Here is a 12247-nt window from a genome sequence, read left to right on the forward strand (position 1 = left end):
CCGTAGGAATCGCCTGTTGTGGTTAAGTGCGATCGCTCGTAGGTTGGTTTGACTAAAGTGCGATCGCTCGTAGGTTGGTTTGACTAAAGTGCGTAAGCGTTGCGCGACCTAGGAATCGCTCGTAGGTTAAATTGATAAAGTGCGTAAGCGTTGCGCGACCTAGGAATCGTTCATAGGTTAGATTGATAAAGTGCGTAAGCGTTGCGCGACCTAGTAATCGCCGATCTTGTAGGGTGCATTAATGAAATGTAACGCACCTAAAATATAAGCTAAAATGAAGTAGCTTACAATCTACCGTGTATGAGTGAAACTGTCTATATTGAAACCAGTATCTTAGGCTACCTTACTGCTCGACCAAGCAGAGACATTATTGTGGCGGCTAATATTGAGATAACGAGGGAGTGGTGGAATACACGGCGCAGTGACTTTCAACTGTACTCATCCCAAGCAGTCTTGAAAGAAACTACCCAAGGAGATGCCAAAATTGCATCTCAACGACTAGAAATCCTTAGCAATCTATCATTACTCAACTTAAACCAATCCGTGCTGGATTTAGCAGAGTAATTTTTAGGTCGCAGCAACCTTCCAGCAAAAGCCGATGTTGATGCTATTCATATCGCAGTTGCAACTGTTCACGGAATGGATTATCTGCTGACATGGAATTGCAAGCACATTGCCAACGCTCAAATTCAGGGAAAATTGGCGGAGATCAGCATTGATTTTGGATACGAATTGCCGATTCTTTGTACACCCTATGAACTTCTAGGAGGTTGATTATGTTTCATGATGAGATTGTGGAAGAGATCCACAGAATTCGTGAACAGTATTCTCGGTCATTCAATCATGACTTGAAAGCTATCTTTGCTGATTTGCAAAAGCAACAAGCTGAAAGCGGTAGAGAATTTGTGAGCTTATCACGAAAGCAGGATATAAGAACACGTTGGAGCGGACGGGGGCGATATGTTGGTGGTGATGCGCCTGATGTTATCCGCCACTCAAATTAGCTATTATATCGAGGCGATCGCGAAGCGCGACCTAGGAATCGCTCGTAGGTTGGATTGATAAAGTGCGATAGCGAAGCGCGACCTAGGAATCGCTTATCGGTTGGTTGATAAAGTGCGATAGCGAAGCGCGACCTAGGAATCGCTCACAGTTAGATTGATAAAGTGCGAGTTCGCCACTTACACCCTGACCAAATGCGAAAAACCCAATAACAGCTTAACCAAACCTACAGTTTTAAATACATCAGCCAAAAAATAATTTAATCATCATAATTCTAGCCAATTCTCTAAACTTAAACCCTCAACTCTGGCCAAATCACTATCATTAGAAACCACAATTAAATCTTTAAGAATAGCAGTAGCAGCGATTAAAACATCTTCAGTTTGAATTGGTACACCCCTTAATCTCAAATTAGCATGAATTTGGGCAGCTTTTTCTAAAATTGCCAAATCATCTAAGAAAATAATCGGATATTCTTGACAAAATTCCTCAAATCTTGCTCTTTGTTTTGGTGCATCAACCGCTAAAAAACCTCGCCTAATTTCAAAATAGGTGATACAACTAATAAAAATCTTTTCTTCCTTAGACTCACTAATTGTAATCTTGTGAAGAATTTGGGAATTTTGTTTGAGTGCTAAAGAAACAATATTAGTATCTAATAAATAATTCATAAATTTTCTATTTTCTTTTAACTGCATCATCAAAAATTGCCATTTCTTCAGGAGTAAAATCCTCTCCTATTTTAGCCAAAAGGTGTAGAGCCATGATACCACTACAACGCTTTTTAAGACTTTCTTCTGATATCTGACTAAATTCTTCTAAAGAAAAGTTTTCTTTAAATACTTTTACTAAATTTTGTACTGTTTGTGCATAATTTAGATCCTCTTTAAATAAAGGACGTTCTTCCATTAAAATAGCAACAACATTCTCAATTCTCTTAATTATTGATTCTTGTTTCATATCAGTTGATAACATAATTATTACCTCACTAAATAGTCTTTATGTCCATTATATCAAGTTTGTAAACTTTTGGGAATTATTTATACTAACACTTTTAAATCACCAATGAGTCCCCAAAAGTTTGTAGCGACTGTTTTGAATGTCAAGCGATAGCGAAGCGCGACCTAGGAATCGCTTAAAGTTTAAACTGATAAAGTGCGATAGCGAAGCGCGACCTAGGAATCGCGCAACACTGACTTTCAGTTCGCCTTTTTCTATTGTCATAGAACTCGAAAAATCAAGTACAATTAATTTAGTGCGAACATAACATCTAATATCATGAATAACCTTCTATTAAATAGAATCACAATTAACCATGATATTTGTCATGGTAAACCGTGTATTCGTGGATTACGCTATCCGGTGGAAATGATCTTAGAACTTTTGAGTTCAGGCATGAATATTGAGGATATTTTAGAAGATTATGATGATTTAGAATACGAAGACATTTTAGCAGTTCTCAGCTTTGCTACTCGACTCACTCAAGTTAAAAGTATCCTCCAATTAGTTTCATGAAATTCTTGATTGATACTCAATGACTAATCCGAATTGCCAATTTATTAGAGAACTTAGGTTGTGATGTTATACATACCAAGAATCTTCCTTTAAAAAATGCAACTCCAGATTCGGAAATCAACAAACTATCAATCCTGGAACAGAGAATTGTTATTACCAAAGATAAAGATTTTTTAGATTCTTTTTTAATCAAACAAGAGCCTTACAAACTACTACTAATAACGACAGGTAATATTAGTAATAAACAAATTGAACAACTTTTTCTACAAAATATTACTCAAATAATCGAATTGTTTTTGACCTATGATTTTTTAGAAATGACTAGAGATAGTTTGATTATTCATTAGTGCGAGTTTGCCTGTTGCAGTTGAATAAGGCAACAGTAAAATTAAAATTAGAAGTGACTGCGTGAGGACAACTTGATGCAAATTACCCTGAACCTACCTGATAGCCTCAGTAAAACTGAAACTTTTAACCAGAGTGAATGGCTTCAGGAAATAGCCATTGCCCTATTCCAGCAGCAGCGGATTTCCCTCAGCCGCGCCAGCAAAATTGCTGGAATAGACATAATGAATTTTCAAAAGCTGCTGGCAGATCGGAATATTTGTGTCCATTACGATGTGGAAGACTTTGAGCAAGATGTTCAACACCTGCGGAGTCGAGGCTGGCTATGATTGTCGTCAGTGATACTTCTGCTCTCTCGAATCTTGTCCTTGTTGATCATCTTGGGTTGCTAGAATCTATTTACCATCAAGTTATCATTCCTGACGTGGTTGCCAGCGAATTGGTAGCCGCCAGCAATCCTACTATTTCAGCTATTCTCCAACCTGTCATGGATGCTTTGATCAACCAGGCTGGTTTTCGCATCAGTCCCCGGCTATATCAGCGTATCTTATTTCTTTCTCAAGAACTTTGACTTGTTAGTTTAGCCGTAGGTTAGATTGATAAATTGCGTAAGCGTTGCGCTCCGCAGGAATCGCTTGCCGCTCAGTTTACCTGTTATATGCTATGCTCTACTTACTTAAACTTATTGATAGAAAAACAAGATTAAAAAGTGAATGATCTTATAGTTCATCAGGTAGATGTTACTCACTTTCGTCTAGTTGAGCTTTCTAAGCTTGCAGATCAAGCCAAGCCTTTTTATGATTGGGTAGAGAAAATAGCCAAAAAGGTTACAGGATCTCATAGAGAATTAAGTGAAATTCTCATGCTGACAGGTAGAGAGGATCTTACTGCTATTGTAAATGGTTGCTATCAGGAGGTTGAAGAAAAGCGTCCTCTACTGTTTGACGGTATAGGAAGAGTATACCCACATAACAAGGCGTGTTTCTTTTTCTTTGCTTGGATGATTAGAGATGCTCCTCAACAGAGATTAGCACCACTCATTTCTCGAATGATACAGATAGAAAAGATAGATAAATTAGTTGCAGAAACCGATACTCTAGTTGAATTAATACTTGAATACAGATCATATGTAAAAAGTTTCAGTTGGCTCACAGTACGAGAAGTGATTATTGATCGTCTTGAAGGATCTAGACGAAGTATCAAGGGACATCATCTTGAATCTAGCGTGCGAACTGCTATAATTACAGCTTTTCAAAATTATTTTTCTATATATAGCAACTACGGAAAATATAAAAAAATCGACATTGCCGAAAGCCAAATTAAAATAGGCAATCATACTGTTGATGTTTCCGTTAAGCTTACACCTTTAGACAATAGCTTGCCAGAATCATTGCTAATACCCATTAAGACAAGAGAAACTGAAGGTGGTGGACATTCCCATATATTTACAAGAGACATAATGGCTGCTGTTAAAGAACTTAAGGAGGATGAGAGTAAATACTATATAGTTGCTGTTATTGTGGCACTTAATTGGTCTATTTCTGAATTAGAAAACATCAATAATCAGATCGATAAAGTTTACCACTTTAATGTAAATCCAAATAAGTTTATAGGATTTGATGACGCATCACAAATAGATTTGAATAGATATATTCAAGGTATTTTGAATAATGATTAGCAACGATAAAATAGATAAAACAATCATACTTGGAGATGTAAGAACCAAAGCAAGTCTCATTCCTGATGATCTTGTTCAGAGCATAATAACAAGTCCTCCATATTTTGGGCATAGGAATTATTCAGGTGAAAATGTAAATGAAGAAGAGATAGGCAGAGAGTCAAAGCTAGAAGATTATATCGCTAATATAGTTGATTGTTTTGAAGCAGTAAAACCAAAGCTCAAAACTAATGGACTACTCTGGCTTAACTTGGGAGATACATACAGGAATAAAGAACTTCTTGGAGTTCCTTGGCGAGTAGCCTTTGCTCTTAAGGACAATGGTTGGATTCTACGGAGTGATATAATTTGGAAAAAGCCTAATGCTATGCCTTCCTCAGTCAAAAGTAGACCGACTACAGAGCATGAATATATATTTCTGTTTTCTAAGTCAAGTGAATATTATTATGATGCTAATTCCATAAGAGAGCCTCATGTTACATTTACAGATAAATCTAGGATGAAAGGAGGAAGAAGTCACTTGGGAAGACGCAATGGAACTCCAGAAAACGGAAAAAATTCTGGTAATTCCAACTTACATAATGGGAGATGGGATCAGGCATTCCATCCCAATGGAAGAAACAAAAGAACTGTCTGGGAAATTCCTCTAGGAAAGTTTAGAGATGTTCATTTTGCTGTTTACCCTGAACTCTTAGTTGAAATATGTTTATTAGCATCAACAAAAAGAGGAGATTTTGTTTTTGATCCATTTGTAGGATCTGGAACAACTGGCGTAGTCGCTCTAAGAAATGGTAGAAAATTTATAGGATGTGAGCTTGTAGAAAGTTATCAGCAAATGGCACAAAGTAGAATCAATGAGATTGTTTTTCAACCAAGTCTTTTTTGATATGCACATATTGTGATGTTTTGGTTTTGAGTTGAGGGCGATCGCTCGTAAGTTCGCTATCGCTCAAATTAGACATATAAAGCGAGATCGTTTATAATATACTGAATGGACAACATATATTAGACAACCATTCAAGCATAGGAGCTATCTATGTTGTTACAAGAACTTAAAGGGCAGATATTCAAACTACCATCAAGCGAACTGACAAGTCAGCGATTGCGCGATCGCAAAACATAAATAATTGTGTATTTCTTACCCAAAATATTAGCAACAATATAGTTTTATTTAATATTAGGAGAAGTAAATGGAAGGTAAAAGATTTATTCATAAAATCAAATTACAAAACTTTCTCTCCTATGGAAGTGAAGGTGAAGAAATTGAATTACAACCGCTAAATGTGTTAATTGGTGCTAATACATCTGGAAAATCTAATTTAATAGAAGCTATTGGTATTTTACGCGCAACACCGACAGATTTACCTGCACCTTTTCGTCAAGGTGGAGGTATTAATGAATTTTTATGGAAAGGTAATAAAGATACTCCAATAGCAGAAATTAAAATTACTATTGATTATCCTCAAAAATCACATTCATTTTTACTTGATTATACGCTTAGTTTTACTACATATAATCAAAGATTTGATTTAGTAGATGAATTTATCGAACCAGAAACGAGAAAAGAAGGTTTTCAATTTTATTATCTTAACAATTATAATGGATTTCGTTCTTTTACAGTAAGAGATAAAGATCCATTGTCAGGACAGGAAAGACGAAGTGAACAACTTTTGGAACTACATTCAATTAAATCAGATCAATCAGTTTTATCTCAAATAAAAGATCCAAGTAGATATCCAGAAATTTCCTATCTAAGTACAGAGTTTTCTAAAATTAGTTTATATCGTTCCTGGCAAATGGGACGAGATTCAGAACTAAGAAAAGCTCAAAAAGCTGATTTACCCCAACATCCTTTATTAGAAGATGGCAGTAATTTTGGTTTATTTATAAAAGATTTACAATACAAAGGATTAAGTAGAAAACTTATTGAATATCTCAAAAAATTTTATGAAACAGCAGAAGACTTAGATGTAAGAATATATGGTGGTACAGTACAACTATTTATTCGGGAAGAAGATGTAATTCAACCAATTCCTGCAACTCGTTTATCTGATGGAACATTGCGATATTTGTTTTTAATGGCGTTACTTTTAGATCCTACTCCACCACCACTAATTTGTATTGAAGAACCCGAATTAGGTTTACATCCAGATATTTTACCAACTATTGCAGAATTGTTAATTGAAGCATCTCAGAGAACTCAATTAATTGTAACTACTCATTCTGATGCTTTGGTTTCTGCGTTGAGTGAATATCCTGAATCTGTAGTAGTTTGTGAAAGAGATAATACAGGAACTCATTTAAGGAGACTTAAACCAGAAAAATTAAAAAAATGGTTGGAAAAATATACTCTTGGTGATCTTTGGAGAATAGGGGAAATTGGTGGAAATAGATGGTGAGTATTCGTATTTATATTGAGGGTGCTGGAAATGCAAATGATGATGACGAACTTTTACCAATGCAACGTCCAGGTTTTAGAAGTAAAATTATTGCAGATAGGAATACAAGTAGTCTCCGTGAAGGATTTAGCAAATTTTTTCAAGAATTAGTTGATATTGCTAAAGAACAAAAAATAGAGTTTAGGATAGTCATGTGCGGTTCTCGTGCAGATGCTTATGAAAATTTTAAATTGTCCTTAGAATCTAATCCTGAATCTTTCAATATTTTATTAATTGATTCCGAATCTCCAATATCTCCTGATCAAAATTCTTGGGAACATTTGAGAAATAGAAAAGAGGATCAATCCTGGATTAGAGGTGATAACCTGGATTATGATGATGATCAATGTCACTTTATGGTTCAAGCAATGGAATCTTGGTTTGTTGCTGATATTGATGCTTTAAAAGGATTTTATGGTGAAGAGTTTAAAGAAGAAAAAATTATCAGAGGAATGGGAAATTACCAAAATATAGAACAGGTTTCTCCTAAAACTTTATTAGTATGGTTAGAGTCAGCAACTCGTCATTCTAAACATGGTAAATATGATAAAAAAACTCGTCGTCCACCTCACCATGCTTTAGAAATTTTAAAACGTCTTAATGCCGATATAGTTCGTCAATCTTCCCCTTATTGCGATCGCTTATTTAATACTCTAAGATCAAGAATTAGATATTTACTGGATGAATCATAACCTAGTAATTGCCCCTTTTGTGCCGCTTGTAGGTTAGATTGATAAAGTGCGATAGCGAAGCGCGACCTAGGAATTGCTCATAGGTTAGATTGATAAAGTGCGAGTTCGCCACTTACACCCTGACCAAATGCGGAAAACCCAATAACAGCTTAACCCAACCTACAGTTTTAAATACATCAGGCAAAAAATAATTTAATCATCATAATTCTACCCAATTCTCTAAACTTAAACCCTCAACTCTGGCCAAATCACTATCATTAGAAACCACAATTAAATCTTTAAGAATAGCAGTAGCAGCAATTAAAACATCTTCAGTTTGAATTGGTACACCCCTTAATCTCAAATTAGCATGAATTTGAGCAGCTTTTTCTAAAATTGCCAAATCATCTAAGAAAATAATTGGATACTTTCGACAAAAATCCTCAAATCTTTCTCTTTGTTTAGGCGCATCAAAAGCTAAAGATCCTCTCCTAATTTCAAAGTAAGTTATACAGCTAATGAAAATATTTTCTTCTTTAGCATCAACAGCTAAAATTCTTTGCAGTATTTGAACGTTTTGTTTAATTGCTAAAGACACAATATTAGTATCTGATAAATAATTCACACATCACCTACTTCCGCTTAATTGCATCTTCAAAAATTGCCATTTCTTCAGGAGTAAGATCTTCACCTATTTTAGCCAAAAGCTGTACCGCCATCATTTTATCACAACGGTTTTTAAGACTTTCCTCTGATATCTGATTAAATTTCTCCCAAGAGAAGTTTTCTTTAAATACTTTTACTAAATTTTGTACTGTTTGTGCATAATTTATATCCTCTTTAAATAAAGGATCTTCTTCCATTAAAATAGCAACAACATTCTCAATTCTCTTAATTATTGATTCTTGTTTCATATCAGTTGATAACATAATTATTACCTCACTAAATAGTCTTTATGTCCATTATATCAAGTTTGTGAACTTTTAGCAATGATTTATACTAACACTTTTGAATCACCAATAAGTCCCCAAAAGTTTGTAGCGACTGTTTTAAATGTCAAGCAATAGCGAAGCGCTCCGGAGGAATCGCCTGTAGGTTGGATTGATAAATTGCGATAGCGAAGCGCGACCTAGGAATCGCTCGTAGGTTGGATTGATAAATTGCGATAGCGAAGCGCGACCTAGGAATCGCTCGTAGGTTAGATGGATCAAGTGCGATCGCTCTTATTGCGTCAACAACAATTACAATGGGAAATTGAGAAACTGCAAGAAACCCAAGAAAAACGCCGGGAAGATTTAACAGCATTACAAACCCAGTTACGAGATTTAGGTGCAGAATTACCCAATCCTTTACCAGAAGTTGCTGCGAAAGTTGATTTAGAAGACTTACAAAAAGAATTGCGGACTATAGGCAAACGATTACAGGCAATTGATAGAATCAGCATAGCGGACAATTGGGGTGACACAAGCTAGAGGCGCTTATACTCAAGTTTTGGGTATTAAGTTGCAATCATCTGACCATTAAAGCAGTCAACAGGATTGCGTAAGATAGATAATTGTGAAGCTATTCCTAGGTCGCGCTTCGCTATCGCCTAACTCCTCAAATCACCAATATAAGCTCCAATTTGTTTAAGTCCCTGTAAAACTTGGATGCGTTCTGCTGTATTTTCAAGTAACCGGTAAGTATGCGATCGCGTATATTGAGGGACATCTTGGTGGCGATCGCATTTCAAAAACAATACTTCTCTGCCATTTGTAACCATTCCATAACAACTTGACTGCAAATTAGGAGCGCTCAATAAATAAGTAAGTGCTTGGGGAATTCCTGCGGTAACGTCCAGCCTTGCAGGTTTTGATTCGATTACCAAAATCCAAAAACTATCTTGGATTACCAAAATATCAATTCTGCCTTGAACCGCCATAGCGTTAGCTTCGTCAGCAACTTCGATACTGGTACTTACTTCTGCTTTTACCAAAAAAGGAAATTGATAGAAACCAGCCAAATCTAGTAATGGTGATACTACGACAAGCTTAACAATTTCTTCAAGGGGCGGTTCTTCTTGACTGAGATAGGTATAGTTGCGAGTGAGGCGATCTAGTCCTTGTAGTTCCGATTCAGTTAGAGTCGGCGCATTATTTAACCATTTATCAAAAAAGTGATCGCTAGAATTGAGTCTCAAACCAAAGGTTTGACGGAGATTGCTAAGGGTAAGGCTACTAGCATTTGTAATCACAGTTAAATCCTTGTAGTAATTACATGAATTTTAGAAGTTTAGGAATTTGATTTAGGTTCTAATACTTAATATACAATACATATAAGGAAAAGAGCGATCATTTCGATCTAGGGGTGATCGATTGCCGGTCAATTTTGCCGTTAGACCGTAGAATTATCAATGGGGCTGTACTTAAAGCTTTGAGGATTTATTCAAAAGTGCAGGGAGTTTATTAGGATGAAGTGCGATCGCCGATCTTGTAGGGTGCGTTACATTTCGTTAACGCACCTTATTTTTAATTGAACAAAAGCGATTTTTTCAGAGTAACTTCTCGTCAGCTATAATCCCAGATAAGCTAATGATCAAAGAAAAGTCAAAATCATATCAGTGCGTAGGCGTTGCGCTCCGCAGGAATCGCTCACAGTTAGATTGATAAGTGCTATCGCTTGTAGGTTAAATTGATAAAGTGCGATCACCTGTTGGGTTTAAGTGTAATCGCCGAACTGACAAGTCAGCACTTGCGCGATCGCTCAAGTTAGACTTATAAAGCGAGATCGTTTATAATATGCTGAATAAACAACATATATTAGACAACAATTCCAGCATAGGAGCTATCTATGTTGTTACAATAACATTTTTAATAATCTGATGATATTGATTAGTTAAAGAATCCATTTAAGTTTAAGATTGCAATAAACGAGTAAATCCTTCTTGCTCAAAATGTTTATCAGTAGTCAACGCTTCCCTAATTCCTTTCTTCCGCATCAACACAAAACTGATAGCATCACACAAAGAATATGTTTTATCTTGTCGAACTAACAATAAATCCATTGCTTCCCGATGTAAAATTTCATCAACCCAAACCATCTCTACATTTGGATTTCCATTAATTCCAACGAATACATTAACACCGTTGAACGAGGAAAACGTCGAACCAATGACAAAGCTATCAACTCAGCGAGAACATAGTTATGTGTGATAAAACGACCGTTATAATTAGAAATTAATTCAACTGCTGTTTTGTGTTGAGCTTCATCTTGATGGAGAAAACAGAGCAACCCTGATGTATCAAGTAACACAATTATACCCTATAAATTATTATCATAAGCCTTAGCCAGATCAGCATCAATGCCTTCATTATCTATACCTGTAGCGTAACCCAAACTAATTACACCAGCATAGCCAAGTAAACGCTGACGTGCTTCCTCAACATCAGATTGAGAAGTAATTGACAAGCTATATTGACGATTTAGAGAAGCTGCAACTAATTCGGCTACTGAAATTCCCACAGCACTGGCTTGTTGTTGCAAAACTTTATAAACGTCATCATTCAGTTCCAAGGTTAATACTTTACTCACGATTTTTAAGCTACCTTAAATAACGTTCTAGTAATTATAGCTTTTTTCTCCTTGAGAACTCAGAAAAATAACGCATAATTAACCATTAACCATTGTAGATTAGATTAACTAAGTGCGATCGCCGAACTGACAAGTCAGCACTTGCGCGATCGCAAAACATAAATAATTGTGTATTCCTTACCCAAAATATTAGCAATAATATTGATTATCCTCAAAAATCACATTCAATTTTACTTGATTATACGCTTAATCAAAGATTTGATTTAGTAGATGAATTTATCGAACCAGAAACGAGAAAAGAAGGTCGTCAAGCTTCTCCTTATTGCGATCGCTTATTTAATACTCTAAGATCAAGAATTGGATATTTACAGGATGAATCATAACCTAGTAATTGCTCCTCTTGTGCGATCGCTCGTAGGTTAGATTGATCAAGTGCGTAAGCGTTGCGCTTCGCAGGAATCGCTTGTAGGTTAGATTGATCAAGTGCGACAGGGAACAGTGATGTTATAATTTTCAGAGCAAGCTTTAGAGGATAAGAGACGATGAAAAATCGCATCTTTACAGTTATTTTGTACAAAGAAGATGATGTTTACATTGTTGAATGTCCAGAAGTTGGCACAGTAGATCAAGGGGAAACGATCGAGCAGGCGATCGCTGGTTTGAAAGAAGCCACACGGCTTTACCTAGAGGAATTTTCCTTACCAGAAACATCTCCGAGATTTGTAACCAGTATTGAGGTGAACTCAGGTGAAGCAGGTGAGATCAGTTGTAGGTTGGATTGACTAAAGTGCGTAAGCGTTGCGCGACCTAGGAATCGCTTGTAGGTTAAATTGATAAATTGTGATCGCGCAACACTGACTTTCAGTTTGATTTTTTCTATGTTTATATTATAAGGGAAATGCCGAAAACCCTTGAAGATGTAGCTGACTTAGGAAGCTACATCTGTGCTTTAGACAAGGGATGAAGGCTAGGTGCAGGATTTATCCTGCATTGACGTTAATCGCGTTGCTGTTCAATATATTTCTTAA

Annotated in this window: 19 protein-coding genes and 1 pseudogene; 12 read left to right on the plus strand and 8 right to left on the minus strand. The window is 36.1% G+C overall.

All coding sequences use genetic code 11. From position 1 onward, the window contains the following. Positions 1–300: 300 nt before the first annotated feature. Positions 301–564: a hypothetical protein gene (locus PN471_RS18625; RefSeq protein WP_271778107.1), complete on the plus strand. Its 264-nt coding sequence runs from the start codon at positions 301–303 to the stop codon at positions 562–564. A gap of 212 nt (positions 565–776) precedes the next feature. Beyond that, positions 777–1004, plus strand: coding sequence for a hypothetical protein (locus PN471_RS18630; protein WP_271778108.1), 228 nt, complete (start codon positions 777–779; stop codon positions 1002–1004). Positions 1005–1268: 264 nt separating this feature from the next. Here PN471_RS18630 and PN471_RS18635 read toward each other — a convergent pair whose 3' ends face one another. After that, positions 1269–1673 (minus strand): type II toxin-antitoxin system VapC family toxin, encoded by a 405-nt coding sequence (locus tag PN471_RS18635; RefSeq protein WP_028091445.1) that lies wholly within the window; start codon positions 1671–1673, stop codon positions 1269–1271. 7 nt (positions 1674–1680) lie between these two features. Then, on the minus strand, positions 1681–1977 hold the full coding sequence (locus tag PN471_RS18640) for a hypothetical protein (RefSeq protein ID WP_271778109.1): 297 nt from the start codon (positions 1975–1977) through the stop codon (positions 1681–1683). Between the two features lie 303 nt (positions 1978–2280). Here PN471_RS18640 and PN471_RS18645 point away from each other — a divergent pair, with 303 nt between their 5' ends. The 8 genes from PN471_RS18645 to PN471_RS18680 all read left to right on the plus strand — a co-directional run bounded on the left by PN471_RS18645 (position 2281) and on the right by PN471_RS18680 (position 7670). After that, positions 2281–2517: a DUF433 domain-containing protein gene (locus PN471_RS18645; RefSeq protein WP_137907242.1), complete on the plus strand. Its 237-nt coding sequence runs from the start codon at positions 2281–2283 to the stop codon at positions 2515–2517. Between the two features lie 32 nt (positions 2518–2549). Then, entirely contained in the window at positions 2550–2864 is a 315-nt protein-coding gene (locus PN471_RS18650; RefSeq protein ID WP_271778122.1) for a DUF5615 family PIN-like protein, read from the plus strand. 75 nt (positions 2865–2939) lie between these two features. Further along, on the plus strand, positions 2940–3191 hold the full coding sequence (locus tag PN471_RS18655) for a UPF0175 family protein (RefSeq protein ID WP_168496463.1): 252 nt from the start codon (positions 2940–2942) through the stop codon (positions 3189–3191). Next, on the plus strand, positions 3188–3433 hold the full coding sequence (locus PN471_RS18660; RefSeq protein WP_271778110.1) for a DUF3368 domain-containing protein: 246 nt from the start codon (positions 3188–3190) through the stop codon (positions 3431–3433). Before PN471_RS18655 ends, PN471_RS18660 begins: the two co-directional genes overlap by 4 nt. Positions 3434–3571: 138 nt before the next feature. Beyond that, positions 3572–4540, plus strand: a complete 969-nt coding sequence (locus PN471_RS18665; protein ID WP_271778111.1) for a hypothetical protein — start codon at positions 3572–3574, stop codon at positions 4538–4540. After that, positions 4533–5426, plus strand: coding sequence for a DNA-methyltransferase (locus PN471_RS18670; RefSeq protein WP_271778112.1), 894 nt, complete (start codon positions 4533–4535; stop codon positions 5424–5426). Before PN471_RS18665 ends, PN471_RS18670 begins: the two co-directional genes overlap by 8 nt. Before the next feature lie 304 nt (positions 5427–5730). After that, a complete protein-coding gene (locus PN471_RS18675; protein ID WP_271778113.1) occupies positions 5731–6939 on the plus strand; it encodes an AAA family ATPase in 1209 nt (402 codons plus the stop codon). Continuing rightward, positions 6933–7670, plus strand: a complete 738-nt coding sequence (locus tag PN471_RS18680; protein WP_271778114.1) for a DUF4276 family protein — start codon at positions 6933–6935, stop codon at positions 7668–7670. The genes PN471_RS18675 and PN471_RS18680 overlap by 7 nt, the downstream gene beginning before the upstream one ends. Before the next feature lie 199 nt (positions 7671–7869). Here the strand turns inward: PN471_RS18680 and PN471_RS18685 are convergent, their stop codons facing one another. Together PN471_RS18685 and PN471_RS18690 are read right to left on the minus strand one after the other, a co-directional pair. Continuing rightward, a complete protein-coding gene (locus PN471_RS18685) occupies positions 7870–8274 on the minus strand; it encodes a PIN domain-containing protein (protein WP_271778115.1) in 405 nt (134 codons plus the stop codon). 7 nt (positions 8275–8281) lie between these two features. Continuing rightward, positions 8282–8578 carry a hypothetical protein gene (locus PN471_RS18690; protein ID WP_271778116.1) on the minus strand — a complete coding sequence of 99 codons (297 nt, stop codon included), beginning with the start codon at positions 8576–8578 and terminating at the stop codon, positions 8282–8284. Positions 8579–8857: 279 nt separating this feature from the next. On the opposite strand from PN471_RS18690, the pseudogene PN471_RS18695 reads away from it, so the two are divergent. Beyond that, positions 8858–9094, plus strand: a pseudogene (locus PN471_RS18695) (hypothetical protein); the annotation flags it as partial. Between the two features lie 146 nt (positions 9095–9240). Here PN471_RS18695 and PN471_RS18700 read toward each other — a convergent pair. From PN471_RS18700 to PN471_RS18715, 4 genes are all read right to left on the minus strand, one after another. Then, the gene (locus PN471_RS18700) at positions 9241–9882 is read right to left on the minus strand and encodes a restriction endonuclease subunit R (RefSeq protein ID WP_193898741.1); all 642 of its coding nucleotides are present in this window, start codon (positions 9880–9882) and stop codon (positions 9241–9243) included. 660 nt (positions 9883–10542) lie between these two features. Continuing rightward, positions 10543–10728 carry a type II toxin-antitoxin system VapC family toxin gene (locus PN471_RS18705; protein WP_271778118.1) on the minus strand — a complete coding sequence of 62 codons (186 nt, stop codon included), beginning with the start codon at positions 10726–10728 and terminating at the stop codon, positions 10543–10545. Positions 10729–10949: 221 nt separating this feature from the next. Then, positions 10950–11219, minus strand: a complete 270-nt coding sequence (locus PN471_RS18710; RefSeq protein WP_271778119.1) for a hypothetical protein — start codon at positions 11217–11219, stop codon at positions 10950–10952. A gap of 319 nt (positions 11220–11538) precedes the next feature. Continuing rightward, complete coding sequence (locus PN471_RS18715; protein WP_271778120.1) at positions 11539–11775, minus strand: hypothetical protein; 237 nt, start codon at positions 11773–11775, stop codon at positions 11539–11541. Between PN471_RS18715 and PN471_RS18720 the strand changes: the two genes are divergently transcribed. Next, positions 11762–12001 carry a type II toxin-antitoxin system HicB family antitoxin gene (locus PN471_RS18720; protein WP_271778121.1) on the plus strand — a complete coding sequence of 80 codons (240 nt, stop codon included), beginning with the start codon at positions 11762–11764 and terminating at the stop codon, positions 11999–12001. The genes PN471_RS18715 and PN471_RS18720 overlap by 14 nt on opposite strands. The last annotated feature ends 246 nt before the right edge of the window (positions 12002–12247 follow it).

The sequence above is a fragment of the Aphanizomenon sp. CS-733/32 genome (assembly GCF_028330045.1).
GTDB classification, from domain to species: domain Bacteria; phylum Cyanobacteriota; class Cyanobacteriia; order Cyanobacteriales; family Nostocaceae; genus Dolichospermum; species Dolichospermum gracile.